This window comes from Halobacterium jilantaiense (assembly GCF_900110535.1).
Classification (GTDB): domain Archaea; phylum Halobacteriota; class Halobacteria; order Halobacteriales; family Halobacteriaceae; genus Halobacterium; species Halobacterium jilantaiense.
The window spans coordinates 253,989-277,935 of the sequence record NZ_FOJA01000001.1; the positions used below are offsets into that span (position 1 = coordinate 253,989).

28 protein-coding genes are annotated in these 23,947 nt (G+C 69.2%); 12 read left to right on the forward strand and 16 right to left on the reverse strand.

All coding sequences use genetic code 11. The features are described 5' to 3' along the window. The first annotated feature begins 27 nt into the window (after positions 1-27). On the forward strand, positions 28-1,047 hold the full coding sequence (locus BMW35_RS01405; RefSeq protein ID WP_089667366.1) for a sugar phosphate nucleotidyltransferase: 1,020 nt from the start codon (positions 28-30) through the stop codon (positions 1,045-1,047). On the opposite strand, the gene BMW35_RS01410 is transcribed toward BMW35_RS01405, so the two are convergent. After that, entirely contained in the window at positions 1,044-1,661 is a 618-nt protein-coding gene (locus tag BMW35_RS01410) for a DUF7344 domain-containing protein (protein ID WP_143052120.1), read from the reverse strand. The two genes, BMW35_RS01405 and BMW35_RS01410, sit on opposite strands and share 4 nt — an antisense overlap. A gap of 66 nt (positions 1,662-1,727) precedes the next feature. Beyond that, positions 1,728-2,774 carry a glucose-1-phosphate thymidylyltransferase gene (locus BMW35_RS15800; protein WP_245708110.1) on the reverse strand — a complete coding sequence of 349 codons (1,047 nt, stop codon included), beginning with the start codon at positions 2,772-2,774 and terminating at the stop codon, positions 1,728-1,730. A gap of 367 nt (positions 2,775-3,141) precedes the next feature. On the opposite strand from BMW35_RS15800, the gene glmS reads away from it, so the two are divergent. From glmS to BMW35_RS01430, 3 genes are all read left to right on the forward strand, one after another. Further along, positions 3,142-4,956, forward strand: coding sequence for a glutamine--fructose-6-phosphate transaminase (isomerizing) (glmS, locus tag BMW35_RS01420; protein WP_089667369.1), 1,815 nt, complete (start codon positions 3,142-3,144; stop codon positions 4,954-4,956). A gap of 115 nt (positions 4,957-5,071) precedes the next feature. Beyond that, the gene (locus BMW35_RS01425; RefSeq protein WP_089667370.1) at positions 5,072-5,587 is read left to right on the forward strand and encodes a DUF7344 domain-containing protein; all 516 of its coding nucleotides are present in this window, start codon (positions 5,072-5,074) and stop codon (positions 5,585-5,587) included. Positions 5,588-5,612: 25 nt separating this feature from the next. Next, positions 5,613-5,891 carry a winged helix-turn-helix domain-containing protein gene (locus tag BMW35_RS01430; RefSeq protein WP_089667371.1) on the forward strand — a complete coding sequence of 93 codons (279 nt, stop codon included), beginning with the start codon at positions 5,613-5,615 and terminating at the stop codon, positions 5,889-5,891. Positions 5,892-6,024: 133 nt separating this feature from the next. On the opposite strand, the gene BMW35_RS01435 is transcribed toward BMW35_RS01430, so the two are convergent. The 3 genes from BMW35_RS01435 to BMW35_RS01445 form a co-directional block, all read right to left on the reverse strand. Then, a complete protein-coding gene (locus tag BMW35_RS01435; RefSeq protein WP_143052121.1) occupies positions 6,025-6,387 on the reverse strand; it encodes a DUF5658 family protein in 363 nt (120 codons plus the stop codon). A 697-nt stretch (positions 6,388-7,084) separates the two neighbouring features. Beyond that, on the reverse strand, positions 7,085-7,633 hold the full coding sequence (locus BMW35_RS01440) for a cysteine hydrolase family protein (RefSeq protein ID WP_089667373.1): 549 nt from the start codon (positions 7,631-7,633) through the stop codon (positions 7,085-7,087). Continuing rightward, positions 7,626-8,465: a YqcI/YcgG family protein gene (locus BMW35_RS01445; protein ID WP_089667374.1), complete on the reverse strand. Its 840-nt coding sequence runs from the start codon at positions 8,463-8,465 to the stop codon at positions 7,626-7,628. The genes BMW35_RS01440 and BMW35_RS01445 overlap by 8 nt, the downstream gene beginning before the upstream one ends. A gap of 47 nt (positions 8,466-8,512) precedes the next feature. Here BMW35_RS01445 and BMW35_RS01450 point away from each other — a divergent pair, with 47 nt between their 5' ends. Both BMW35_RS01450 and BMW35_RS01455 read left to right on the forward strand, forming a co-directional pair. Next, a complete protein-coding gene (locus tag BMW35_RS01450) occupies positions 8,513-9,343 on the forward strand; it encodes a DUF547 domain-containing protein (protein ID WP_245708111.1) in 831 nt (276 codons plus the stop codon). Then, a complete protein-coding gene (locus tag BMW35_RS01455) occupies positions 9,340-10,257 on the forward strand; it encodes a prenyltransferase (protein WP_245708112.1) in 918 nt (305 codons plus the stop codon). The genes BMW35_RS01450 and BMW35_RS01455 overlap by 4 nt, the downstream gene beginning before the upstream one ends. Positions 10,258-10,297: 40 nt before the next feature. On the opposite strand, the gene BMW35_RS01460 is transcribed toward BMW35_RS01455, so the two are convergent. From BMW35_RS01460 to BMW35_RS01475, 4 genes are all read right to left on the reverse strand, one after another. Then, a complete protein-coding gene (locus BMW35_RS01460; protein ID WP_089667376.1) occupies positions 10,298-10,795 on the reverse strand; it encodes a peroxiredoxin family protein in 498 nt (165 codons plus the stop codon). A 55-nt stretch (positions 10,796-10,850) separates the two neighbouring features. Continuing rightward, positions 10,851-11,477: a DUF6517 family protein gene (locus BMW35_RS01465; RefSeq protein ID WP_089667377.1), complete on the reverse strand. Its 627-nt coding sequence runs from the start codon at positions 11,475-11,477 to the stop codon at positions 10,851-10,853. A 75-nt stretch (positions 11,478-11,552) separates the two neighbouring features. Next, positions 11,553-13,037: a cysteine--tRNA ligase gene (gene cysS, locus BMW35_RS01470; protein WP_089667378.1), complete on the reverse strand. Its 1,485-nt coding sequence runs from the start codon at positions 13,035-13,037 to the stop codon at positions 11,553-11,555. A gap of 43 nt (positions 13,038-13,080) precedes the next feature. Further along, positions 13,081-13,575 (reverse strand): DUF7523 family protein, encoded by a 495-nt coding sequence (locus BMW35_RS01475; protein ID WP_089667379.1) that lies wholly within the window; start codon positions 13,573-13,575, stop codon positions 13,081-13,083. A gap of 87 nt (positions 13,576-13,662) precedes the next feature. Here BMW35_RS01475 and BMW35_RS01480 point away from each other — a divergent pair, with 87 nt between their 5' ends. Both BMW35_RS01480 and BMW35_RS01485 read left to right on the forward strand, forming a co-directional pair. After that, on the forward strand, positions 13,663-14,007 hold the full coding sequence (locus tag BMW35_RS01480) for an ArsR/SmtB family transcription factor (protein WP_089667380.1): 345 nt from the start codon (positions 13,663-13,665) through the stop codon (positions 14,005-14,007). After that, positions 14,004-14,300, forward strand: coding sequence for a DUF7521 family protein (locus BMW35_RS01485; RefSeq protein ID WP_089667381.1), 297 nt, complete (start codon positions 14,004-14,006; stop codon positions 14,298-14,300). The genes BMW35_RS01480 and BMW35_RS01485 overlap by 4 nt, the downstream gene beginning before the upstream one ends. A gap of 6 nt (positions 14,301-14,306) precedes the next feature. Here BMW35_RS01485 and BMW35_RS01490 read toward each other — a convergent pair whose 3' ends face one another. After that, positions 14,307-15,491: a LolA family protein gene (locus BMW35_RS01490; RefSeq protein ID WP_089667382.1), complete on the reverse strand. Its 1,185-nt coding sequence runs from the start codon at positions 15,489-15,491 to the stop codon at positions 14,307-14,309. Positions 15,492-15,617: 126 nt separating this feature from the next. Between BMW35_RS01490 and BMW35_RS01495 the strand changes: the two genes are divergently transcribed. Further along, on the forward strand, positions 15,618-16,496 hold the full coding sequence (locus BMW35_RS01495) for a CbiX/SirB N-terminal domain-containing protein (RefSeq protein ID WP_089670314.1): 879 nt from the start codon (positions 15,618-15,620) through the stop codon (positions 16,494-16,496). Further along, positions 16,497-17,600 carry a DR2241 family protein gene (locus tag BMW35_RS01500; protein WP_089667383.1) on the forward strand — a complete coding sequence of 368 codons (1,104 nt, stop codon included), beginning with the start codon at positions 16,497-16,499 and terminating at the stop codon, positions 17,598-17,600. A 51-nt stretch (positions 17,601-17,651) separates the two neighbouring features. On the opposite strand, the gene BMW35_RS01505 is transcribed toward BMW35_RS01500, so the two are convergent. The 3 genes from BMW35_RS01505 to BMW35_RS01515 all read right to left on the reverse strand — a co-directional run bounded on the left by BMW35_RS01505 (position 17,652) and on the right by BMW35_RS01515 (position 19,851). Further along, on the reverse strand, positions 17,652-18,209 hold the full coding sequence (locus BMW35_RS01505; protein WP_089667384.1) for a DUF7524 family protein: 558 nt from the start codon (positions 18,207-18,209) through the stop codon (positions 17,652-17,654). 41 nt (positions 18,210-18,250) lie between these two features. After that, positions 18,251-18,445 carry a methytransferase partner Trm112 gene (locus BMW35_RS01510; protein WP_089667387.1) on the reverse strand — a complete coding sequence of 65 codons (195 nt, stop codon included), beginning with the start codon at positions 18,443-18,445 and terminating at the stop codon, positions 18,251-18,253. Between the two features lie 83 nt (positions 18,446-18,528). Beyond that, positions 18,529-19,851, reverse strand: a complete 1,323-nt coding sequence (locus BMW35_RS01515; protein ID WP_089667389.1) for an adenylosuccinate synthase — start codon at positions 19,849-19,851, stop codon at positions 18,529-18,531. Between the two features lie 207 nt (positions 19,852-20,058). Between BMW35_RS01515 and BMW35_RS01520 the strand changes: the two genes are divergently transcribed. After that, positions 20,059-20,361: a hypothetical protein gene (locus BMW35_RS01520; protein WP_089667391.1), complete on the forward strand. Its 303-nt coding sequence runs from the start codon at positions 20,059-20,061 to the stop codon at positions 20,359-20,361. Between the two features lie 51 nt (positions 20,362-20,412). On the opposite strand, the gene BMW35_RS01525 is transcribed toward BMW35_RS01520, so the two are convergent. The 3 genes from BMW35_RS01525 to BMW35_RS01535 all read right to left on the reverse strand — a co-directional run bounded on the left by BMW35_RS01525 (position 20,413) and on the right by BMW35_RS01535 (position 23,180). Continuing rightward, complete coding sequence (locus tag BMW35_RS01525) at positions 20,413-22,524, reverse strand: DUF7527 domain-containing protein (RefSeq protein WP_089667394.1); 2,112 nt, start codon at positions 22,522-22,524, stop codon at positions 20,413-20,415. A 100-nt stretch (positions 22,525-22,624) separates the two neighbouring features. Then, positions 22,625-22,903, reverse strand: a complete 279-nt coding sequence (locus BMW35_RS01530) for a UPF0058 family protein (protein WP_089667395.1) — start codon at positions 22,901-22,903, stop codon at positions 22,625-22,627. Positions 22,904-22,958: 55 nt separating this feature from the next. Continuing rightward, on the reverse strand, positions 22,959-23,180 hold the full coding sequence (locus BMW35_RS01535) for a DUF7120 family protein (protein WP_089667397.1): 222 nt from the start codon (positions 23,178-23,180) through the stop codon (positions 22,959-22,961). Positions 23,181-23,344: 164 nt separating this feature from the next. Here BMW35_RS01535 and BMW35_RS01540 point away from each other — a divergent pair, with 164 nt between their 5' ends. Then, entirely contained in the window at positions 23,345-23,941 is a 597-nt protein-coding gene (locus BMW35_RS01540) for a sulfite oxidase-like oxidoreductase (protein ID WP_089667400.1), read from the forward strand. Positions 23,942-23,947: the final 6 nt, after the last annotated feature.

Genomic DNA, 23,947 nt, shown 5'->3' on the forward strand with positions numbered 1-23,947 from the left:
AGCGTTCCGGGCGTCGCGTCCGTCGTCATGCAGACAGTCATCCTCGCTGCGGGGTGCGGGACGCGGATGCGTCCGCTCTCGGACGTCACACCGAAACCGATGCTGCCGGTCGGCGACCGACCGCTGGCCGCGCACGCGGCCGACGCCGCCGTCGCCGCCGGCACAGACGAACTGCTGTTCGTCGTCGGCTACCGGGCGAGCCACGTCCGCGCGCACTTCGGCCGCGAGTACCGGGGCGTCCCCGTCCGCTACGCCACGCAGGCGTCGGCGGAGGGGACCGCGGACGCCGTGCGCGCCGCCCGCGAGTTCCTCGACGGCCGGTTCGCCGTCCTGAACGGGGACAACCTCTTCGACCGGGAGAGCGTCGCCGCCCTCTTCGAGGAGGACGCCGCCGTCGCGGCCCACCAGGTCGCTGACCCCTCCGAGTACGGCGTGCTGTCGACCGAGGACGGGCGCGTGACGCGGGTCGTGGAGAAGCCGGACGACCCGCCGTCGACGCTCGCGAACGCCGGCGCGTACGTCTTCCCGGCGTCGACCGTCGACGACCTCGACGTCCCGGAGAGCGAGCGCGGCGAACGCGAACTCACCGACGTGCTCACGAGAGTCATCGACCGCGAGGACGTGGCGGCCGTCGAGGTCGACCGGTGGCTCGACGTCGCTCGACCCGGCGACCTGCTGTCCGCGACGGAGCTCGTGCTCGGTGACGAGGGCTGCACAGGTGTCGCTGCCGGCGCGGTCGTCCACCCGGACGCCACCATCGAGGGGCCGGTCGTCGTCCGGCAGGGTGCGACAATCGGAGCCAACGCCACCGTGACCGGGCCGGCCGTCGTCGGCCCTGACGCCGCGGTCTCGGGCGGCGCGTCGGTGGAGCGCTCGGTGCTGCTGGCGGGTGCGAGCGTCGCGCCGGAGGTGACGCTCCGCGGAGTCGTCGTCGGGCCGGACTGCCGGCTCACGGGCAACTGCATCGCCGGCGTGACCAGAGAGAACGGCCGCGGCGCGGCGTCAGTGGTGGCGGGCGAACCGGGAGCAGGCCCGCTCCGGTACTAGTCCTCCTCGAAGAGCCGCTGCCAGCCGGAGAGACAGAGGGCGAACGCGAGGAAGACGACCACGAGTGCGGTCGCGAGCGTCGCCGCGCCGGCCGCCTGCGCGCCGAGGAACAGAACGCCGAAACCGAGGGAACTCCCGAGGTAGACCCGGTTCATCGACTCCGACTCCATCTCCTCGCCGACGTCCAGGTAGTCGTAGAGGCCGTCGACGTTGTCGCCGGGCTCGATGCGACCGCGGTTCTGGTCGAACGCCACGACGCCCGCGTCGTCCATCTTCGGGAGGTGGCACTGGTAGAGTCCGATGTAGACGCGCTTGCGCTGCTGGGCGTTCAGCTGCTTCACCGTGGTGTCGTTCTCGATGGCCGCGATGTGTTCGGCGAGTTCGCCGATGGTCACGGTCTCCTCGGTGTCTCGAAGGTACTCGAGTACGAGCCGCCGACGCTTGTTCTTCAGCACCTCGAACGTCACGTCGAGCGGCAGTTCGGTGGTCTGTTCGGCTTCCTCCTCCTCCTCGTGACTGTCGTCGACGTTCGGAGTGTCAGGCGAGTCCGGTGACTGCGTCGCTGGTTCCGCCTGACTCCCCGAATCGACCGTTTCGTGAGTTCCCTCGAGCATGGTTGAGTTGGTGTCGTCCGTGACTGTCGTCGCACTGTGCTTCCGTTCCTGGTGGGTGGCCATCGGTCAGCCCCCCTCGGCGCGTCTGTCTCTGGTGAGTACTTCGCCGGGGTGGGTGGTGGCGTCCGGCCCGACTGTCACCCCCGCGTTGAGGTGTGTGCCGATGCCGAGCTTCGCGCCCTCGCCGACGACGGCACCGAACTTCCGTCGACCCGTCGACACTCTGTCACCGTCGTAGGCGACCTGCACGTCGGCGTCGTCGTGGCGAACGTTCGCCACGATGGTTCCGGCTCCGAAGTTGGCGTCCGGCCCGACGACGCTGTCTCCGACGTACGAGAGGTGGGGGACGTCGGCGTCCCGCAGCACGACACTGTTCTTTATTTCGACACTATGTCCCACGTGAACGTTCGTGTCGAAGAACGTGCGTCCCCTGACATAAGCGTTTGGCCCGATTGTCGTCCCTGACGAGACGAATGCGGGTCCCTCGACCACGACGCCGGCGTCGATTTCAGCGCCGTCCTCGACGACGACCGCGCCCCGGCACTCGGCGTCCGGGTGGACCTCGCCCTCGATGGCGCGGTCGACGTCACGGAGGACCGACTCGTTCGCTGCTAGCAGTTCCCACGGACGCCGCACGTCTGAGACGGATGCGGGTGCGACGCGAGCGGATGTCGGTGCGCTCCGACCGAGGTCGTCGAGGGCGTCCTCGGACGCCGCATCCGCGAGGGCGGCCGCCGGCACGGCGAAGGCCGCAGGGACTGTCTTGCTCCCGCCGTCGGTCGCTGCTCCATCGGCCGCCGGAACGGCGTCCGCTGCCGTCGCGAGCGCGACCGACGGAACGAGCGTCGCGCCGTCCACGACGACCACGCGGTCGTGTCCGGCGGCGCACTCTCGGACCACTTCCGGGTCGCGTGTCACGCCGTCGACCGGCGCGTCCGCTCCGTCCGCCCACGACTCGATTCGCGTGTCGCCGGACACTACCAACACCTCGTCGGCCCCGGCTCGCGCCAGCCGCATCGCCGCTCGTTCCACGACCGGCGCGCCCGCAACGGGGCAGAGCGCAGCCGGCGTGGACGGAGCGAAGGCGGGGCCTGTGTTCCGCGTCAGTCGCATCACACCCAACATCTCGTCAGACAAAGGTCAGACTACCTACTTAGTTATCCGTCGGTTTACGCGGGGTAGTGTCTCACAAACGGTTGGTTGACACGAGGGATTTCCGGGGTGTCGGGGGCTCACGATGCCGAACGAGGGCGGTAGCTGTCAGCCAACTCCCCGCAATCTCCGAATAACAATGCGCGGAAGCCGTGATTCCAGAGTGTTGTCTGACACGGCGAACGCGACCCCATCCTACCATGACCTGGAACACACCGAACCCGCGTGCGACGACGCCTCGGCCGTTGACTGACGCGCTCGTTCCCGGACCGAGCCCCGAAGCGGACGCGCCGCTGCACGTGCCGGCCCACCGTCAGGGAGGCACAGCATGTGCGGAATAACGGCCTGCATCGCCGAGCGCGACGTGGTCGACACGCTCCTCGACGGCCTCCGGAACCTCGAGTACCGGGGGTACGACTCGGCCGGCATCGCCACCCGAACCGGGACCGGCGTCACCGTCATCAAACGCGAGGGGGGCATCGACGAGCTCGCGGACGCCGTCGACGCGGTCGGGCCGAGCGGAGTCGCTGGCGTCGGTCACACCCGCTGGAGTACGCACGGCGCGCCCACGGACGCGAACGCCCACCCGCACACCGACTGCGGGAACCGGGTTGCCGTCGTCCACAACGGCATCATCGAGAACTATCAGGCGCTCAAGGACGAACTCGGCGCGGACGGCCACGCGTTCACGAGCGAGACGGACACCGAGGTCGTCCCGCACCTCGTCGCCGAGGAGCTGGCCGGCGGAGCAGACCCGAGCGCGGCGCTCCGCGCGGCCGCCGACCGCCTCGACGGGAGCTTCGCAATCGCGATGGTGGTCCGCGGCGAGGACGCCGTCTACGCCGTCCGCCAGGGGTCGCCCCTCGTGGTCGGCGTCGCGGACGGCTGCCGGTTCCTCGCCAGCGACGTGCCGTCGTTCCTCGAACACACGCGCGACGTGGTCTACCTCGAAGACGGCGACGTGGTGCGGGCGACAGCGGACAGCCACGAGGTCACCGACCGCGAGGGCCGGCCGGTCGAGCGCGCCGTCGAGTCCGTCGACTGGCAGGCCGAGGACGCCGAACGCGACGGCTTCGAGCACTACATGCTCAAGGAGATTCACGAGCAGCCGTCGGCGCTCGAACGCGCGGTCAACGGCCGGGTGACGGCCGAGGGCGACGTGCACTTAGAGGACTTCCCCAGCGGCAGCTTCGCGGGCGTCGACGACGTCCAGTTCGTCGCGTGCGGGACCTCCTATCACGCGGCGCTGTACGCCCGCCAGCTGCTCGCCGAGCGCGGCGTCCCGGCCCAGGTGTTCAGCGCGGGCGAGTACGCCACGACGCCCGCGCCCGTCGACGAGAACACGCTTGTCGTCGCCGTCACGCAGAGCGGTGAGACGGCGGACACGCTGGCGTCCGTGCGGCAAGCGGACGCGGCTGGCGCTCGCACACTCGCCGTCACGAACGTCGTCGGGTCGACGGCAGCCCGCGAGTGCGACGACGCGCTGTTCATCCGCGCCGGCCCAGAAATCGGCGTGGCCGCGACCAAGACGTTCTCCTCGCAGGTCGCCGTGCTGTCGCTGCTCGTCGAGCGGCTCACCGAGGACATCACCGGGTCGCCCGGCGAGGACCGCGCCGGCCTGCTGCGGGCGCTCGACCGGCTGCCGGGCGACGTGCAGCAGGTCATCGACCAGTCCGGGCCCGCCGGACTCGCCGACCGCTTCCGGGACCGCGAAGGCCACTTCTTTATCGGGCGGGGCGTCGGCTTCCCGGTCGCGCTGGAGGGCGCGCTGAAGTTCAAGGAGATCACCTACGAGCACGCCGAGGGGTTCGCGGCCGGCGAACTCAAACACGGCCCGCTCGCGCTCGTCACGCCGGACACGCCCGTGTTCGCGGTGTTCACGGGCCGCCACGACGAGAAGACCCTGCACAACGTCGAGGAAGTCCAGTCCCGGGGCGCGACGGTGGTCGGCGTCGGCAGCGAGGCGACCCCGGAGGTCGCCGCGACCGTCGACGACTTCCTGCCGATTCCGGACACCCACCCGGCCGCCGCGGGCGTGCTCGCGAACGTCCAGCTCCAGCTGGTCTCGTACCACGTCGCCGACCTGCTCGGTCGTTCGATCGACAAACCCCGCAACCTCGCGAAGAGCGTGACTGTAGAGTGATGCGACCAGGACCGCCAGCGACGCCGCGCCGCCGGCAGCCCGCCGGCGTGGAGCCGGGCCGGCCCCCGGGAGTCAAGCGGCCGCCTCAGTGTCCGCCGACCCGCCGACCCAACCGATGTCAAAGCAAGACCAAGACTCGTTGACTCAAGGCGAGGTCTACGACCTCCTGAGCAACGCACGCCGGCGGTTCGTCATCTCGTACCTGCGGGACTGCGACGAGCCCGTGGAGTTGAACGACCTCTCCCGGGACGTCGCGGCGTGGGAGAACGACACCGACGTCGAGAACCTCACCGACCAGCAGATCAAGCGCGTGTACGTCTCGCTGTACCAGACACACGTGCCGAAGCTCAGCGAGTCCGGCATCGTCGAGTACGACCAGGACTCGGGCGAGGTCGTGTTGACGTCGAACGTCAGCACGCTGGACACCTACCTCCCCGACAGCGGCGGGGCCGGTCGGCCGTGGCAGTTCGTGTACGCGGCCATCGCGGTGGTCGGCCTCGCCGCGTACGCGGCGGTGTCGCTGCTCCCGGCGGCGTTCGCCTGGGTGTCGCTGGCGTGGCTCGGCGCGGCGCTGATGGTGGCGTTCGCCGCGGTCGCCACCGCACACTACCTGTACGGAGGTCCATCGTGAACACCACAACACAACGGAGGAACGAATGAGTCCAGACTGGGACGTGGTCGGGTACGTCATCAGCTCCGACCACCGAACGATGGTGCTCGGGCGGCTCGCAGAGGGGCCGGCGACACCGACACAGATTGCGAGCGACGTCGACCTCTCGGTGACACACGTCTCCCGGGCGCTGAGTTCGCTGCGGGACCGCGACCTCGTCGAGTTGCTGGTCCCCGAGGACCGGCGGAAGGGACGAGTGTACGGCATCACGGCCGAGGGGACGGAGGCCTGGGAGACGATCAAGACGAAGGACCTCTCCAAGTAGCGGAAAAGAACGGGGATGGGAGAGAGCGGTGGGTCCGGTCGGGGGCGGATGGGGAGTGTTCCGGGGGAGAACGGAACGGGGATGCTCCCCACTCGTTCGTTCGTGTCCCCACGTCATTGTTAGTGGGTAGCTGTCACGACCCCGCGAGGACAGCGGTGTTCTGGGCTGCGACGGCGACGTGGAACAGCGACGGCAGTCCGTATCCGACCAGCCGGAGCGCCAGCCGCGACTCCCGTGTGGCGTCGTCGAACCGCCCGACGACCAGCACCGCGGACTCCGTGACGACGCCGATGACGCAGACGACCGCAACCGTGACTGCGACGAGCGCCGGGAGCGTGCCGTGCGTGCTGACGAGCGCGGCGACGAAGGGGTTGGCCTCCCGGACGCCAGCCACCACTTCGAGGCCGGCGTACGTGGTGGCTGCGTCGGCGAGCTTCGTGGCGGCCAGCACTGCGAGGAACGGGGACGCCGCCCGGCCCCAGTAATCGTGTGGCACGCTACCATTTGGGTGCGCGCCGGCGATTGTTATGGAGCCGACTGGCGCGGAGCGCCGCCGGAAGTCGCGGTATAACGAAGCCCCGCGCCCGTCTGGTGGTGACTGCAATGCGCCTCAAGCTCGCAGCGATGTCGACGCTCGCCGCGGTCGCACTCGTGATGGCACTGTTCGCCGAACGCCGCACCCGCCCGACGCTCGCAGACGAACACGGCGACTGACGCCGTCGAGGGCCCGCCGACCTTCTTTCGGAGCGTACGGGCGTCAGGAGTCGCCTGCGCAGGCAGCACGGCTCCCAGGAGCGCGTAACGCCAGCTTACCGCGGCCCGCGCTAGCGTGCCGCCGCCACTATCGAGCCCGGTCTCCGACGCCCCGGTTGAGACGCAGACTACCCGCGAAGCGGCTTCATAACGTTACCACCGGCGAATTACCTGAATTATTACTATACCCTGCCTGTGTATAGTAGGCGCTGATGTCACACCGAATCACCGAGTCGGAACAGCGGCGGATGGAAGAGTTCGCCAGTACGCCGAAGTACCGTCGGGGCCCCCACCTCCTGCAGCCCGCTTCGAGCGAAGACGACGACGCAGAGAGCAACCAGTAACGACACGCAAACCGGCGCTAGTCGGTGGACAGGACGCAGTAACCTCGGCCCCGAGCCCGCCCTTCTCTTCTTCGACCGCGCGACACACCAGCCCGACTACCGGCGAACGTCGGCCGTCGTCGCGACGGTGGCGAACTCGCCGTCGAGGTGTGCCAGCGCCGTCCGATGGACCTCGCCGGCGGGCAGCACCTCGCCGTCGAACGCCCGGTCGTGGGTGGCCGTCGCGTCCCGCACGAGCGTCACGTCGAACCCCCTGTTCTCGGCCATCCGGACCGTCGTCGACACGCAGTGGTCGGTCGTCAGCCCGCAGACCACCACCTCGGTCGCGTCCCGGTCCCGGAGCCACGACGCCAGACCGGTGTCGACGAACGCGCCGTTGACCGACTTCACGAACTCGCGCTCGCTCGGCGCGTCCGCGTCCGGTTCCAGCCCCTCGACGAACGCGAACCCGGGTTCGCCGCTGCGCAGTGGCGACTCCGGCTCCGTCGAGTCGTGGCGGACGTGCGCGACGGGCGCGCCGCGCTCCCGCCACGACGCCAGCAGGTCGCGGGCGCGGGCTTCGGCCTCGGGGTTGTTCCGGTCGCCCCACGACGGGTCGCCGAACCCGACCTGGAAGTCGACGAGGACGAGCGCCGCGTCAGTCACTGGCGCGCTCCTCGGAGGCCTGCTCGGCGACGAGCGCGTCCACGCCCGCCGTCGCCTTCGGGTGGTCGCGCGTGAACGTCACCGGGCACTCGTCGGGTGCCTGGTCCTCGTCCTCGCGGAAGAGGTACTGCACCCACTCGCGGTCGCCCTCGACGCCCCAGTCCCCGAGGTCGGCGTGCGGACAGACGCCGTCGTAGTCCTCGACCCGGTCCTGGATGACCTCCCGGGCGTGCTGGCCGGCCTCCGTGTCTGCGGTGATGCCCTCGAACAGCGAGCGCGGCTGGAACGTAATCTCCAGCCCGACCGGACAGTACCGGGACATTCGGTCGTGTTCGTCGTAGAACGGCGCGCGACACGTCGGGAACAGCGGTTCGCCGCCGAAGCAGAACTCCCAGCGCGGGTCGTCGGTGTCCGTCGGGATGTCCTCCGGCCACGGCTCGGGGTCGTGGACGTGCAGGAAGTTCAGGACGTGCCACAGCGCCTCGTGGTAGTCCCCCTCCGAGAACGATCCCTCCGGCGGCCTCCAGAACGTCACGAACGACACGTCGCCGTCCTTCTCCTCGTACGTGTCGAGGTACTCCAGCAGCGCGTCGCGGAACGACAGCAGCGCGTCCGGGTCGGTGAGCGACGGCACCGCCGTGTAGACGGGGTCGCCGTTCTCCACGGACTCCACGCCGAAGTAACACGGGAACGGCGACCCGTCGCGCTCGCCCGTGACGCCCTCGTAGAAGCTCTCCCAGTGCCGGCCCACCCACTCGGGGTACTCGCCGGCGTCGACGCGGTCGGCCAGCGTCTCCTGGTCCACGAGTGCCTGCAGCTCCCCCTCGTTCATACCGCTAGCTAGCGAACGTGTTCGGATTGAGTGTTGCGGTTGCGTCAGTGCGAGCACCACTCGGAGCGCACGCTGTCGTCGCCCGAACCTTCGAGTCTCTCGCGCCCGTAGCGGTGAGCGTGTCGCCGACAGCGCCCCCGTCCGCGCCGGTCGCTTGCGCCCGCGAGTACGTCCTCGCGACCAGACGCGGCGACCCCACCGAGCCGTTCCGGACGGCACTCGCGGCCCTCGACGAGTCACGGCTCGCGGCGCTCGCCCGGGGGCCAGCCACTGCGTTCTGGCTGAACGTCTACAACGCCGCTGTGCAGGACGACCTCCAGCGGAACCCCGACATCTTCGAGGATCAGCGCCGGCTGTTCGGCGAGCGACGGCTGACCGTCGCCGGCCACGACCTGAGCCTCGACGACGTGGAACACGGCATCCTCCGCGGGTCGAAGTCGAAGTACGGCCTCGGCTACCTGCCGCGAGTCCGGTTCGACGACTTCCAGCGCCGCCACCGGCTGTCCGACGCCGACCCCCGAATCCACTTCGCGCTGAACTGCGCGGCCGCCTCCTGTCCCCCGATAGCGGCCTACACCGCGGACGGCGTCGACGACGAGCTGGACCGCAGCACCGCGTCGTTCCTCGCCAGCGACTGCGAGTACGACGACCGCGGCCGACTGGCAGTCTCCCGGTTGTTTCTCTACCACCGCGGGGACTTCGGCGGCCGGTCGGGCATCTACGCGTTCCTCCGCGAACACGGCGTCCTCGAGAACGGGGAGCGACCGCGGGTCACGTACCAGCCCTACGACTGGTCCCGCAAGCTCGGGTACTTCGCCGACAGTGAGTCTGGGTCGGACGCGGCAGAAACGGCGCACGCGGAGGACCCCGAGCCGTGAACGAGACGGACTCCGGCCGGCCGACGACCGACGCCCGGACCGTGGCCTGGGTCGTCTGGAAGGCGGCGCGGCCCGCACAGCTGCTGCTGATCGGGCTCGTCTACGCCATGGGCGCGAGCCTCGCGTTCGCCGAGACCGGCCGGTTCCCCGTTCGAGCGCACGCGGTCGGCCTCGCGGCGATGGCGCTGGTCGCCGCGAGCGTCCACTACGCCAACGAGTACGCCGACGCCGAGACCGACCGGCTGACCGACCGGACGCCGTTCTCCGGCGGGAGCGGCGCGCTGCCGCGGACCGGGCTCTCCCGGCGCGTCGCGCTGGCGGCCGGCGCAGTCGCACTCGCTGCCGGGGTCGGCCTCGTCGCCGCGACGGCCGGCTCGGTGCTCCCGTGGCTGTCGGTCTGCCTGCTCGCCGCCGTCGCAGTGCTGGGCTGGCAGTACTCCGTCGGCCCGCTGGCGTTCGCGTGGCGCGGCCTCGGCGAACTCGTCAACGCCGTACTCGGCGGGCTGCTGTTGCCGGTGTACGCCGTCTCAGTGGCGACCGGCCGCGTCACGCTCCCGGCGGTCGCGGCCTGTCTGCCGTTCGCCGTCGTGGTGTTTCTGAACCTCCTCGACACCACGTGGCCCGACCGCCGGGCCGACGCAGCCGTGGGCAAGCGCACGCTGGCGACGCGCTGGTCGACGAACCGACTGCGCGGGACGTACTGGTCCGGGGTCGTCGCCTTCGCCGCGGCGACCGTCGCGCTCGCGGATACCCTGCCGTCGGCCGTCTGGCTGGCGACTGTCGGCGTTCTGCCGGTGCTGGCGTACGCCGGCAGCCGGTACACCACCGCCCGGTCGCCGGCCCCCACCGTGGCGGCGATGGTCGCACTCGCGGTCGCGCAGACAGCGGCGTGGCTGGCCGTCGCCGCTGCCTGAATCGAGGGTCACAGAGCCGAGGCGGCCGTAGGCGTACGAGCTACGCGAGGGCGTCGATTTCGGCGAGCAGCTCGTCGACGCTCGGGCGGTCGCTCGGCGACGACCCGCGGTGTTCGTAGGCGACGGTCGGTTCGTCGCCGCGCACGTCCAGCACCACGGTCTCCGGCATCCGGCCGACGAGGTCGTGGAGGCTGCCCAGCACGCCGAACCGGGTCGGCTGGTCGTAGTCGTCGCCGACGGCCTTCGACTCGTCGGCCAGCAGCGCGAACGGCAGCCCGTAGCTGTCCTGCCAGGAGGCGGCGCGCTCCCGTGGCTCCGGGAGCACGGACGCGACCTCGGCGTTCCGAGCGACGAACTCCTCGTACCGCTCGGCGACCTGCTGGACCTGTTCCCTGCAGTTCCCGCAGTGGTAGTCCCGCTGGAACAGCAACACGACGAAATCCACGTCGTCGGCTGCCGCCCGGTCGGCGAGCCGGTAAGGGTCCGGGCCGGCTCCGGCGTTCGGCAGCTCGAAGTCGGGCGCGAGCGTGGGAGTCATACACAGACTGAGGGGCGCGACGGCCCTAACAGTTCGGGAGCGACCGGGACTCGCCCTAGTGGTCGAGGCCCGCGAGCAGGTCGTCGACGGTCGCCCGTTCGCCGTCGAGGGCCTGCGGGTGGATGGCGACGCCGACGACGTAGTCGCCGTCGTGTTTCACCTTCGTGACGTGGACGAAGACGTCCACGCTCGTGCCGCCGATGGACGCCTCGCCGTCGAACATCGTCACGTTCGCCGACTCGCCCAGCACGGTGACGCTCCGAGTGCCGACCTCGTCGCCGACCGCGAGGCCGCTGTACTGCTGCTGGGCGAGCGACACCAGCTCCCGGTTGCTGTAGTCCTCGATGGGGTTGAACGACTGGCCGAGTACGCTCACCTCGGGGCTGGCGAACGCGCCGAAGACGGCCGCGCGCTGCTCGCCCACGACGGGCACGTCGACGCTGCGCTCGTACATCGCGACGTGGTTCGTCACCGTGACGTTCCGGGACTGCCCCGCCGCCTCGAACTCCCGAGTGACCTCCTGCTCGGCGACGTTCGCCTCCTCGTAGCCCGTCTCGTCGAGGGTCGCGTCGTCGACGGTCGCCGGGGACGCGGCGTACGAGAGGTCGCCGGTGAGCATCCCGCAGCCGGCGAGCGCGACGAGGACGGCGAGTGCCGCCGCCGTGAGGGTGTGTCGTTGCATACCCGTCCGGAGCCGCCCACCGAGAATAACCCTTATGGCAATCCTATCCGCTCAGAACCGGCCGGTCCCGGCGCGCTACAGCCGGAACGTCGCGCCGTCGTCGGTGTCCTCGACGGTGACGCCGAGGGCCTCCAGCCGGTCCCGGAGGTCGTCGGCGCGGTCGTAGTTGCCGGCGTCGCGCTCCTCCTCGCGGACGTCCAGCACGAGGTCGACGACGTCCTCGGCGATGGAGACGTCGCCGCCGACCTCCTCGTCTCCGAACTGGAAGCCGAGCACGCCGCCGCCCAGCTCCTCGAAGGTCTCGATGGCGTCGACGAGCCCGCGGTAGTCGTAGTCGTCGTGGCCGTCGACGTGGCGGTTCACGGCGGTCGCGAGTTCCAGCAGCGCGGACACCGCTCCACGGGTGTTGAAGTCGTCCTGCATCGCGGTTTCGAAGTCCGCGCGGGCGTCGGCGACCGCCGCGCGCAGGTCTCCGTCTTCGCCCTTCGCGTACGCCGCCACGTCGTCGGCGGCGTCAGTCGCGCGGTCGTAGGCGCGCTCCAGTCGGTCCCAGCGCTCCTCGGCCTCCGAGACGGTGGCCTCGGAGTACGTCTGGCGCTGCGTGTACGAGGTGGAGACGAGGAACATCCGGACGACGTTCGCGCCGAACTCCGCGACGGCGTTCTTCGCAGTGAAGAAGTTCCCGAGGCTGGAGGACATCTTCTCGCCGTCGGTCTCCAGCAGGCGGACGTGCAGCCAGTAGTCCGCGAACTGCTCGCCGGACGCCGCCTCGCTCTGCGCGATTTCGTTCTCGTGGTGGGGGAACACGAGGTCCTGACCGCCGACGTGGACGTCGATGTGCTCGTCGAGGTGCGTGGTCGCCATCGCGGAGCACTCGATGTGCCAGCCCGGCCGCCCCTCGCTCCACGGCGAGTCCCACGTCTGACCGCACTCGTGGTCGAGGGCCGGGAGGTCGTCGCCGCGGTGCTCGTTGGCGTCTTCGGGACTGACGCCGCCGGCCTTCCAGAGCGCGAAGTCCGCCGGGTGGCGCTTCTCGGCCTGCTCGTCCTCGGGGCCCTGCGCGTCCAGTTCGTCGACCTGCTGGCCCGAGAGCTTCCCGTAGTCCTCGAAGCTCGTCACGTCGAAGTAGACCGAACCGTTCGCCTCGTAGGCGTAGCCCGCGTCGATGAGGTCCTCGACGAGCGCGACGATTTCGGGGACGTGCTCGGAGACACGCGGGTAGACGTCGGCGCGTTCGAGGTTCAGCGCGCGCATGTCGTCGATGACCGACTGCGTGTAGTGGGCGGCGACCTCGGCCTCGGTGTCGCCGAGGTCGTCCTCGCCGACGCGCGCGACGATCTTCTCGTTCACGTCGGTGAAGTTCTGCACGTGTCGCACGCCGTACCCCGCGTGCGAGAGCCACCGCGCCACGACGTCCGACTGCACCCAGAGGCGAGCGTGGCCCAGGTGGGCGTCGTCGGAGACCGTCAGGCCACACGTGTACACGAGGACGTTCTCGGGGTCGCGTGGCTCGAAGGACTCTCGCTCGCCGGAGAGGGTGTTCGTCACGTACTGCGTCATCCCCCGAACCTACGGCGGCCAGCGCTTCAAGGCGTCGGAATCGTCACCCGTCGCTGCGCTGCGGGACCGAGGCGAGCGCGTCTTCGAGGAGTCGCAGCGCGTCCGCGCCGTCCCGCCGCTCGACCACGACGGCGAGCGAGTCCGCGACGCCCGCCGCGACGGGGTCGACGCCGGCGACGTGCAGGCGCTCCAGGGCGACCGCGAGCGCGCGGGTGTCCACGTCGCCGGCGGCGACGAGCGCGGTCAGGTCGCCGCCGTTCGCGCTGAACGCCTCGTCGCCGACGGCGAGCAGTCCCTCGTCGCCCCCCTCGACGCGGGAGAGCCCGGACTCCATGGAGACCCGCGCTCCGGCGTCCTCGGTGGTGAACGCGGGGAGGTCCTCGGCGTACCGGCGGACGGCCGCCGCCACCGCCTCCTCGTCGCCGTCGATGTCAAGAAAGCGCGCAGCAGCGGCGTGGTTCACGACACCCGCGCGCAGCGCCCGCCGCAGGAACGGGTGGTCGTCGACTGCCGCCCGCGTCTCACCAGCCAGCGTCATACCGGCGACTCCACGCCCGACGGGCTTAACTCTCAGTGTCTGCGACTCAGAGCCTGCGTTTAAATGACGGGCGTGTGAATCGGTGCTGTGAGCGAGGACAGCGACCCGACGGCGGTGCTCTCCGTGCTCGACGACGAGCACGCCCGAGCCATCCTCGCCGCGGCAAGCAGAGAACCAATGTCCGCGAGCCAACTCAGCGAGGCCTGCGACGCGTCGACAGCGACCGTCTACAGGCGCATCGACGACCTGACCGACCTCGGCCTCCTGGAGGAGTCGATAAACGTCCGCCCGGACGGCAACCACCACAGCGTCTACCGGGCGACGCTCACGCGGTTCAGCATCGAACTCGAAGACGGCGAGTTCACGACCGAGGTGGAGGTCGAAACAGAGGACGTCGCCGACCGATTCACGCGCATGTGGGAGGGACTATGACCTGGTTCGTAGCGATTGTCGTGGTGTCGATGGCGTCGACCATCGTCGGGCTCTTCATCGGCTACCAGGCCTACCGGGGCTTCCGTCGACACCAGAGCACGGCGATGCAGTACCTCTCTGCCGGGCTCATCCTCGTCACGGCGGTCACGAACACGGCAGCGTTCGTCGGGACGGGGCTGCTGCGGCTCGGCGTCATCGACGGCGGCCTCCAGTCGCCGCTGACGCTCGCGGTCCGCCTGCTCCAGTTCGCGGGCCTGGTCTGCATCGCGTACTCGCTGTACCGGCGGCCGTAGGTTCGGCTACCGGCAGGCGAGCGACTCGGCGGCCGCCAGCAGCGCCTCGCGGTCGAGATCCGTCGCCAGCACGCTGTACTGGATGTCCCCACAGCCCCAGGACACCATCGACGACCGACCGGTGACCAGATAGGTCCCGTTCTGCCCGGCGACCGTGACGTTCTCGCCGATATCGGGGCTGAAGCCGCCAGAGGACCCGTTCTGACCGCTCAGGAACTTCGAGACGGTGACCGTGTCGCCGTCGCCGTTCCCGTACTCGGCCGTGACCTGCGTGACGTTCTCGCCGGCCAGCCGCCCCGAGTCGAACGCGTAGTCCTCGGGCAGGTCGGGCTCGGGGACGGACAGCGGTGCGGCCTCGGCCAGCGCGTCCAGCGAGTCGAAGCGCTCCGTGTCGACGCTGATTGTCTCCTCGGTGGCGTTCGCGGGCGGCGTCCAGTCGAATGTGTCCGACGGGAGGTCGGCGTTGAACTCGACGCTCTCCATGCGGGTATCGAACTCGTAGGTCTGGTTATCGAGCGTGACCGTCTGCTCGCTGCGCAGCGGGTAGTAGAACTCGGCGTCCAACCACACGGTCTGGTTCATGTCGATGGCGGCGTCCGCCACGGCGGTCATCCGGAAGCCGTGTACGCGCCGGTCCGCGACCTCGTCGGTGCCCAGGTACTCGACCGCGTAGCCCTGGATGTCGTCGCTCTCCACGCCCGTTCCGGTCGACTCGGCCGGAACCACCGGCAGCGGCGACACGCCGCGGTCCGGCAGCGAAATAGTCGAACCGTTACGGGCAGCCGCGACGACGCTCGCGTAGTACTCGCCGCGGTCCGCGAACGTCATCGCGGTCTCGGTTTGCTCGACTCGCGTGACGGTGTTCTCGCTGGCGTCGTACATCAGCGACTCCCCGCCTGTGGCGACGGTAACGTCGCCGGCCTGCGACTCGGGTTCGAGTACGCGGCTGAACCGCCGGACGCGGTTCTCGTCGACTGCGAGACGAATCTCCATCCGCGTCTCGCTGGTCGTGCTGTTCAATTCGGTACTCGACACCTGCGTCGTAGACACCGTTTCGAGGTCACCGAACGCCGCGGCGACGTCCTCCGTGGGGGGCGTGTCAGCGCCACTGTCGAGACCGGGGAGGGCGGCGCAGCCGCTGGCGGCGACCAGGGCGGCGAACGCCAGCGGGAGCCAGGGCGACGTACGCATTAGTACCACTAACCTGTGACTTCGGTGATGATAAAAGAGACGAAACATCTCGGAATTGCCGGTCGACTCGCCGAAGACGCCGCCCCTCCCGAAGTCCCTAAGGACGTGTCGTTCCAACCGATGGGCATGCAAGCGCTGGTCATCGTCGGACACGGCTCGCACCTCAACCCCGGTTCCTCGGAGCCGGCGTACTCGCACGCCGACACCATCCGAGAGTCGGGCGCGTTCGACGAGGTCCGCGAGGCGTTCTGGAAGGAGGAACCGTCGTTCCGGAACGTCCTCCGCACCCTCGAATCGGACGAGGTGTACGTCGTGCCGCTGTTCATCTCGGAGGGGTACTTCACCGAACAGGTCATCCCCCGCGAACTGCGGCTCGACGACTGGGACCCCGAGGACTGGGACTCCGACGGCACCGACGCCGACCACGTCACCCTCGACGCCGACGACGTCGAGAAGACCATCCACTACTGCGGCCCCGTCGGCACCCACGATTCGATGAGCGACGTCATCGTCCAGCGCGCGAAGTCCGTCACCGACCGCGAGGAGTTCGGCGACGACTTCGGGCTCGCCGTCGTCGGTCACGGCACCGAGCGCAACGAGAACTCCGCGAAGGCCATCCACTACCACGCCGACCGCATCCGCGAGATGGGCGTCTTCGGCGAGGTACAGGCCGTGTTCATGGACGAAGACCCGGAGGTCGACGACGTCACTGACTTCTTCGAGACCGAGGACATCGTCGTCGTGCCGCTGTTCGTCTCCGACGGCTTCCACACGCAGGAGGACATCCCCGAGGACATGGGGCTCACCGACGACTACCGCACCGGCTACGACATTCCCAGCGAGGTCGACGGCCACCACATCTGGTACTCGGGCGCGGTCGGCACCGAGCCGCTGGTCGCGGACGTCGTCCTCGAACGCGCAGCGGACGCCGGCGCACCGGTCGACGACGCCGTCGAAGCAGTCCGAGAGCGCACCGGCGGGGCCGACGCCGCCGCGGGGGACTAGATGTCCGTCGCCGACGCGCTCGTCGACGCCGCCGACGACGGCATCGAATTCGACGGTCTCACCGTCGAACCGCACCGAGACGCCTACCGCTTCGCGACGCCCGACGACGAAGCCGTCCTCGCGAGCGAGGAACTGCGCGAACGCGCGGACGACCCGTTCGCGACGAACTGGTACTACTGGGAGCACGAGGTCGAGGGGCACGGCACCGCCCGCCGAGCCTTCCTCCGGTGGCTGGAGGGCACCGCCGCCGGCGGTGCTGACGAGGACCGTCTCCCGGTCCCCGAGCGCTACGACGCGCTCCGGGGCGGCCACACCCGCCACTGGGGCGAACTTGCCGTCACGGTCGTCCTCGACAGTGAGGGTCAGCGCCGGTACGAGGTCCGCCACGAGGACGATGTCGGCGAGAACGTGGACGCCTACACCGACCCCCTCGACGCGCGCGAACTCGTCAAACACGACGACGACGGCCGGTACCGACCGCTCTCGACGGCTCCGTCGCTCCCCCACGGCTGGGCGTTCGTCGACCTCGACGGCCGGGACCTCGTCGAGACGGTGGAGTACATCTACCCGGCGACGGTCGCGAACTGGCACCGCGAGCGCGAGGGCGACCTCGACGTCGACCACTGGGAGGACGCCGCCGGCCGCCAGACCGGCATCTACGGCATCGTCTCCGAACTCGACGACGAGGCCCTGGAGTGGGCCGCCGAGGCCTGTTGTGTGGACTCCCAGTGCCTGAAGCGCCGCGAGTGGGACGAGAACGGCGACGAGGAACTCGACGTGCCGCGCGGCGACGGCGAGTTCCCGTGTCGCGAACCCTGCTCGCTGTTCGTCGCCGCCGCCCGGAAGTTCACGACCCTCGAACGCGAGGAGTCCCGGGAGTACACGTTCGAACTCACGCCCGAGGAGAAAGAACAGGTCGAGGACATCATCGACGCAGTCGCCGACGGCCGCACCGACGACATCAGGGAGGCCGACGTCTACGAGGGCGCGAACCGCTACCGCGCCCGGTTCCTGCGCGCGAAACGCATGGACGACCACGGCCTCTCCGGGACGCCGACGTACCCCGAAGACCACGACCACGACGACCACGACGACCACCACTGACGGCAGCGGCGCTGCTCGCGGTTTTCCCGTGCTGTTCGTCCTACCGACGCGTCACCGGAACAGCTCGTACGCCGCCACCGCGACGCCCGCGAGGACGCCTGCGACCCCGACTGCGAGCGCGCCCGCGTCCGGCACCGCGATGGCGACAGCCGCGGCGACCACGACGACCGTCGCCGCGAGCACTACGGGCGTCACCACCGCCGTCATCGAGGTCGTCGCCTCGGACTCCGCCCCCGTCTTCTCTGCCAGCGTGTCGTCGACGGCGACGTCCGGCCCGCCGTCCTTCCGCTCGCTCGTCACCGAAACCGCGACGGTCGCTTCCTCGGCACCGTAGCCGGTCACCACGTCCAGCGTCCCCTCGACGGGGCCCGACTGCCGGGGGACCGAGACGTCGACGGGCCGTGTCTCCCCCTCGTCGACGTACACCTGTGTCTCCGCCGGCGTCACGACGCCGTCCAGCGTCTCGCTCGGGTGGAGGTGGACGTGCAGCGGCTGGCCGTGGTTCACGAACTCCAGAACGAACGACCGGTCGGTCTCAAGCGCTGCTCGCTCCACGTCAAGCTCGCGCGGACCCTCGCGGTTGAGGTGGACCGACAGCGTCTCCGGCACGGTCGAAGCATCCCGCCGTCGCGACAAAAAGGTTCCCTGCGTCAGGCTGACGCTTCCTCCCGCATGTCCGGCGGCAGGAGGTTCGGGATGCCGTCCTCGACGGGGTAGGTCTCCCCGCAGTCCGTACACGTCAGCGTCCCCGCCATCACCTCACCGTCCTCCTCCGCGTCCACGTCCAGTTCCAGGTCGTGTTTGTCCAGCGGACAGCAGATGATGTCCATCAGGTCCTCTTTCATACCTCGTGCGTAGCGGCCGCCCGGCAAAAACGTGCGGGTTCCGGGCCGGTGGTGACCGTTCCGGGAACGAGTTGGGGTCGCAGTTACTCGAAGGGGTTGTGCCGAACGATGGACTCCTCGCGGCCGGGGCCGACGCCCAGCACGTAGGCGGGGGTGTCGAGTTCGTCCTCGACGTACTCGACGTACGCCTGTGCTTCGCTCGGGAGGGCGTCGTAGCCCTGCTCTGAGACCGTCTCCGGGTCGAACTCCGCCCAGCCGTCGAACGTCTTCAGGACGGGCTCGCACTCGCCCCAGTCCTCGGTCGTCGCGGGCAGCGTCTCGATGGTCTCGCCGTCGCGCTCGTAAGCGTGCCCGACTTTCACCTCGTCGATGCCCGCGAGCACGTCGAGGTGGTTGATGGCGATGCCGGTGAAGCCGCTGACGCGCGCGGCGTGCCGGAGCATCGGGATGTCGAGCCAGCCGACGCGGCGCGGCCGGCCGGTGACGGTGCCGTACTCGCCGCCCTCGTCGCGGATGTACTCGGCGAGGTCGCCGTCCAGCTCGGTCGGCATCGGGCCGCTTCCGACGCGGGAGAGGTACCCCTTCACGATGCCGACGACCTCGCCCTGCCCGACGGTCGTCGGGCCGAGGCCGGACCCAGTGGCGGCGTAGCCCGCCGTCGGGTTCGAGGACGTGACGTACGGGAAGTTCCCGTGGTCGATGTCGAGGCTGGTGCCCTGTGCGCCTTCCAGCATCACTTCGTCGCCGTCCGCGATGCGGTCGGCGAGGTAGTCGCCGGCGTTCACCGCGAGGTCCTCCTCGCGGATGCGGTCGGCGTACGCCAGACACTGCTCGAAGACCTCGTCGAAGTCGAACGCGCCGTCCGCGTCCTCGGCGTCGAAGCCGTAGACGTCCTCGTAGATGGCGCGCTTGGCGTCCACGAGGTACTCCAGGCGCTCGCGCAGCGCGTCCTCGTTCAGGAGGTCGCCGACGCGGACGCCGCGGCGGCCGACCTTGTCCTCGTACGTCGGCCCGATGCCGCGGCCCGTCGTCCCGATTTCTTGGTCGGAGTCAGCCTTCGCGGCCTCCTCGGCACCGTCGAGCTCGCGGTGGAACGGCAGGATGACGTGGGCGCGCTTCGCGAGGCGGACGTCCGGGTCGAGGCCGCGCTCGCGGAGCGCGTCGACCTCCTCGAACAGCGTCTCGGGGTTCACGACGCAGCCGTTGCCGAGCACGCCGGTCTTCCCGCGCACGACTCCGGAGGGGACCAGCGAGAGCTTGTACTCCTCGCCGCCGGCGACAACGGTGTGCCCGGCGTTGTCGCCGCCCTGATACCGGACGACGACGTCGGCGGCGTCGCCGAACAGGTCGACGACTCCGCCCTTGCCTTCGTCACCCAACTGAGCGCCGACGATAGTGACGGTCATACCCGACGATTCACCCACAGTCGTGATACCGGTTACGGTCTCCCCGCTCAAAGTGTCCACGAACACGCACACTCGGACGGCGAATCCCGCGTCTCGTGCCGGAGCGCAATCGTTAATTGCTAGCACCCGCATAGTCCGATGCGACGCGATTCTCGCCCGCTGGTGTGACAACCTTTAAAGGCCCGCCCTGACAAGTTAACAAACGTCATGATAGACCGGCTTGAGAAGGAAGTCGACATGCTGGAGCGGCATCTGCAGGTCCTCCGGATGGTCATCGAGAACGAGCCCATCGGCATCGTCAAGATGTCCAACGAGACGGGCTACCCGCACCACAAGGTCCGGTACTCGCTGCGCGTCCTCGAAGAGGAGAACCTCATCGAGCCGTCCAGCCAGGGTGCCATCACCACCGAACGCACCCACGAGTTCGTCGAAGAACTCGACGGGAAAGTCGACGAGATCATCGACAAGATGGAGTCGATGAAGATCGACGCCGCCGCGGAAGCCGAGTAACTCGCTTTCTGCTTTCTGCGTTCGTGAACCGCCCAGTGCGGGCGTCGCTGTTCAGAGCTCCGGGACGGTGAGGTGGAACGCGTCGTTCCGGTCCTCGACCAGACACAGGTGGTAGCCGGCCTTCCGGCCCACCTTCACGAAGCTCTCTCTGTCGCTCCGCGAGAGGAAGCCGCCGCCGCTGGTCTCCTCGTCTGCGGTTTCGAGCGCAGCCGGCTCGAAGAACGACCCCGTGACGTACATCGCCGCCGAGAGGTCGTCGCTGCCCTCCCGGATGGCAGTCGCGTCCGAGACGAGCGCGTCCATCTGGTCGCCCGTCACCGGGTCGCGGCCCGTGTTCACGTCCGCGACCACGAGCGGATTCCCCATGCGGTCCCGAAGCACCACGTCGAACGTCCGCGAGACCGACGTCTCCTCGTCGGGTTCGACGTCGACGGTGCCGTTGAGCTCCGCGCGGTCGACCCGCGGCAGCGCCTCGTAGAGGTCCGAGAGCCCCGACTGGTGGCCGGAGTCCCTGACCTCGTAGGGGAGCGCGCGCACTGCCCACGACACGAATTGGTAGACGGTCGTGTCGTGGAGGTAGGACTCGAACGGCTCGCCGTCGACGGTCGCCGACTCGGCGTCGAACTGCGTGTGATGGTCGATGCGGAGGTTCTCGTTGACCGCGTCGGGGTCCGTCGACCGGTCGAGTTCGTCCAGCGTCGGCTGCCCCTTCGAGTCGTAGCGCACGAAGAGGTTCGTGCCCGAGAGCGCGTCCACCGCGTTCAGGTCCGTCGCCGACGGCTCCGTGTCGCTGCTCGCGTCGGCGGCTTCCATCGCGGACAGTTCGGCTTCGAGGTCCTCGATTTCCGCCTGCAGGTCGCCGCGCTCGGACTCCAGCGCTTCGACGCGTTCCTGCAGGTCGTCTCGTTCCCCCTCCAGAGCGTCGATGCGCTCGCTGGCCGCCTGGAGTTTCTGCTCGCGCTGCTTGACCGCCTGCTTCAGCTTCTCGACGGTGGACTTGCCGCCAGTCCGGGACTGCGAGCGCTTCGTCCGCGCCCCGGCGGACGTGTTCGCGCTCCGGGAGCGACTCGACCCCGAGGACGACGCACTGCTCGCGTCGTCGCCGTCGCTGCCGCCCTCGCTGTCGCCGGGGTCGATAGTCGGCACCGATGTCGTCTTCCGCCACTCTCGTTCCTCGTCGAAGGCCTGTTCGCCCTCCTGGGTCGCCGTTCCGCCGTCGTTGGCGGCGACTGACTCGCTCTCGGTGGCGGCCCCACGGGCCTCGCTCTCGGCGGTAGCTCCGCGCGACCCGGCAGCGCGCGTCTGCTCCGCGTTGGCGGTCGACTCTCGGGACGAAGACGGCTGGCGGGTCGGCTCGGACGCGTCGGTCGAACGACTGTTCGGACTACCGGACGCCCGGGGCTCCGAGTTGGACGCCTCGGCCTCCGCGCGCGGCTGGCTCCGGGTCGCGGACTCGTCGCCGGCAGCGTCCTCGCGTGGCTCGTCGTCTTGGCCCTCCTCCGTGTCTCCAGTGGACAGCGCCGTACTGGCGTCCGCCTCGCCGGCGGCCTCGTCGTCCGCGTCGGTCGCGGACGGCGTCTCCGCGTCGCTCTGACCCTCCGACTCGTCTCCGCGCTCGTCGTCGAGCGGCGGGAGTTCGGTGACGCTCACCGGTGTCTTCAACACTTCGTAGACGCCCACCTCGTCGTCGGCCCGCTCGAAGGCCTCGTCGCCGGTGATCAGCTCCTCGCTGGCACCGACGAACGCCGCGCTCATCGACCGGCCGCCGTAGTACACCACGTAGTAGTCGCCGGAGAGGACGTTCTCCGAGAGTTCGATGTAGCCCGTGAAGTTCGCGTCGGAGAGCGTCTCGCTCGCCTCCGACAGCGGCGTGTCGTTCGTGTAGTACTTCGCCTGCGTCTCCCCGCCGCGTTCCTGCATCGAGTACAGCAACACGAGCGACTCGTGGGGTGCCTCGTAGACCGTGCCGTCGGCGTCGACGACGTCCTCGACCTCGCCCCCGAAGACCCCGACGACGCGGCCGTTCAACAGGAACAGCCACGTCGCCCCGACGGACACCGCGCCCGAGAAGTCCGCGTCCGCGAGCTCGTGGAGTTCCCGGACTCCGCCCGTGAACGGCCGGGAGCCCCAGTTCTCCACTCGCTCGACAATTCGTGCCTGCATGTGCGGGAGAATGCGAGGGGCGCGTATAAGCCTTTTCGGGCCGGACGAGCGGCTCAGAACGTGTCTCGCAGTAACAGCGACGACCGCAGTTCGGGGCCGGCTACAGCTGGTTCGAGGCGTCGTCTGCGAGCTCCTCCATCCGCTTGCTGATACGGCCGGCGCTGGAGAACTCGTCTTCGCTCATGGCCGCGGCAAGCGCGTTCCCGAGCAGGAAGACTGCGTGTTTGTGCTCGCTCTTGGACTTGTGGACGTGCGAGGGTTCGACTTCGAGTTCCTCGTAGGCGGCGAACGCGTCTTCGCCGACGTGGTCGAAACCGAGGAACTGGTCTTTGATGTCGACCATCTGTTCGTGCAGTTCGAGGAGCTCGTCCTTGTGCATTGGGTCAGCGTAAGGAATTCGTGGTTTTAAGCGTTCTCCGGGACCGGTTCACACGCTAGAAGACGTACTCGTCGTCGTGCCCCATCATGCCGCCTTCGTTCTCGAAGCCGACGCCCTCCTCCTCCTCGTCGCTGGGGCCGCTGGTCTTGTAGGCACGAATCCCCGAGGACAGCAGCTGTTCGACAGCCTCCTCCCGGCTCACGAACTCGCCCTGCTCGACGAGCTGGGCGATCTGCATCTCGATCTGGTCGGGGATGTTGATTTCGACGGTGGGCATCGTAACGGGAGAGGCTTCGACGCCTCCATTGATAAGCCTGACGGGGGGACATTCTTCAGGTAAGCAAAAGTGAACTACGCGAACCGCGAACTCCCGTTGGCGTTTCGCGAGTCTGGAGTCGGCGTTCCGGCAGGAATACGTGTCCGGGGGCGCTACAGTCGGCTATGACTGTCGACGACGTAACCGACCTCTACCGGGAGTTCGGCGACGACCGACTGCCGCCCGGCCAGCGAGAGACCTCGAAGTTCCCCGTGCTCTCGAAGGGCGACACCCCGAGCTGGGACCCGGAGACGTGGGAGTTCACCGTCACGGGGGCCGTCGAAGACGAGCTCTCGCTGTCCTACGACGAGTTCCGGGACCTCGACACCGTCACGCAGCGTCAGGACTTCCACTGCGTCACCGGCTGGTCGAAACTCGACTGCGAGTTCACGGGCGTCTCGTTCACACACCTCGCGGAACTCGCAGGCGTCGAGCCCGACGCCGTCCACGTCATGTTCCACGCGCTCGACGGGTACACGACGAACCTCCCGCTGGAGGACTGCATGCGCGACGAGGTGCTGTTCACGTGGGCGTTCGACGGCGACGACCTCGCGCCCGAACACGGCGGTCCGCTGCGGGTCGTCACCCCGCACAAGTACGCCTACAAGGGCGCGAAGTGGGTGGACGGCGTCGAGTTCCTCACTGAACCCGAGCGCGGCTACTGGGAGAAGCGCGGCTACTCGAACACGGCCGACCCGTGGGACGAGCAGCGGTACAGCTAGCCCGAA

Excerpts from the sequence above, each read along its gene's own strand:
- BMW35_RS01535 (WP_089667397.1), bottom strand. The coding sequence starts at position 23,180 with ATGCCCACCGTCGAAATCAACATCCCCGACCAGATCGAGATGCAGATC.
- glmS (WP_089667369.1), top strand. The coding sequence starts at position 3,142 with ATGTGCGGAATAACGGCCTGCATCGCCGAGCGCGACGTGGTCGACACG.
- BMW35_RS01425 (WP_089667370.1), top strand. The coding sequence starts at position 5,072 with ATGTCAAAGCAAGACCAAGACTCGTTGACTCAAGGCGAGGTCTACGAC.
- BMW35_RS01530 (WP_089667395.1), bottom strand. The coding sequence starts at position 22,903 with ATGCACAAGGACGAGCTCCTCGAACTGCACGAACAGATGGTCGACATC.
- BMW35_RS01540 (WP_089667400.1), top strand. The coding sequence starts at position 23,345 with ATGACTGTCGACGACGTAACCGACCTCTACCGGGAGTTCGGCGACGAC.
- cysS (WP_089667378.1), bottom strand. The coding sequence starts at position 13,037 with ATGACGCAGTACGTGACGAACACCCTCTCCGGCGAGCGAGAGTCCTTC.
- BMW35_RS01460 (WP_089667376.1), bottom strand. The coding sequence starts at position 10,795 with ATGACTCCCACGCTCGCGCCCGACTTCGAGCTGCCGAACGCCGGAGCC.
- BMW35_RS01515 (WP_089667389.1), bottom strand. The coding sequence starts at position 19,851 with ATGACCGTCACTATCGTCGGCGCTCAGTTGGGTGACGAAGGCAAGGGC.
- BMW35_RS01490 (WP_089667382.1), bottom strand. The coding sequence starts at position 15,491 with ATGCGTACGTCGCCCTGGCTCCCGCTGGCGTTCGCCGCCCTGGTCGCC.
- BMW35_RS15800 (WP_245708110.1), bottom strand. The coding sequence starts at position 2,774 with ATGCGACTGACGCGGAACACAGGCCCCGCCTTCGCTCCGTCCACGCCG.
- BMW35_RS01510 (WP_089667387.1), bottom strand. The coding sequence starts at position 18,445 with ATGAAAGAGGACCTGATGGACATCATCTGCTGTCCGCTGGACAAACAC.
- BMW35_RS01410 (WP_143052120.1), bottom strand. The coding sequence starts at position 1,661 with ATGCTCGAGGGAACTCACGAAACGGTCGATTCGGGGAGTCAGGCGGAA.
- BMW35_RS01485 (WP_089667381.1), top strand. The coding sequence starts at position 14,004 with ATGACCTGGTTCGTAGCGATTGTCGTGGTGTCGATGGCGTCGACCATC.
- BMW35_RS01405 (WP_089667366.1), top strand. The coding sequence starts at position 28 with ATGCAGACAGTCATCCTCGCTGCGGGGTGCGGGACGCGGATGCGTCCG.
- BMW35_RS01475 (WP_089667379.1), bottom strand. The coding sequence starts at position 13,575 with ATGACGCTGGCTGGTGAGACGCGGGCGGCAGTCGACGACCACCCGTTC.
- BMW35_RS01525 (WP_089667394.1), bottom strand. The coding sequence starts at position 22,524 with ATGCAGGCACGAATTGTCGAGCGAGTGGAGAACTGGGGCTCCCGGCCG.
- BMW35_RS01445 (WP_089667374.1), bottom strand. The coding sequence starts at position 8,465 with ATGAACGAGGGGGAGCTGCAGGCACTCGTGGACCAGGAGACGCTGGCC.
- BMW35_RS01520 (WP_089667391.1), top strand. The coding sequence starts at position 20,059 with ATGATAGACCGGCTTGAGAAGGAAGTCGACATGCTGGAGCGGCATCTG.
- BMW35_RS01500 (WP_089667383.1), top strand. The coding sequence starts at position 16,497 with ATGTCCGTCGCCGACGCGCTCGTCGACGCCGCCGACGACGGCATCGAA.
- BMW35_RS01430 (WP_089667371.1), top strand. The coding sequence starts at position 5,613 with ATGAGTCCAGACTGGGACGTGGTCGGGTACGTCATCAGCTCCGACCAC.
- BMW35_RS01465 (WP_089667377.1), bottom strand. The coding sequence starts at position 11,477 with ATGCAACGACACACCCTCACGGCGGCGGCACTCGCCGTCCTCGTCGCG.
- BMW35_RS01495 (WP_089670314.1), top strand. The coding sequence starts at position 15,618 with ATGCAAGCGCTGGTCATCGTCGGACACGGCTCGCACCTCAACCCCGGT.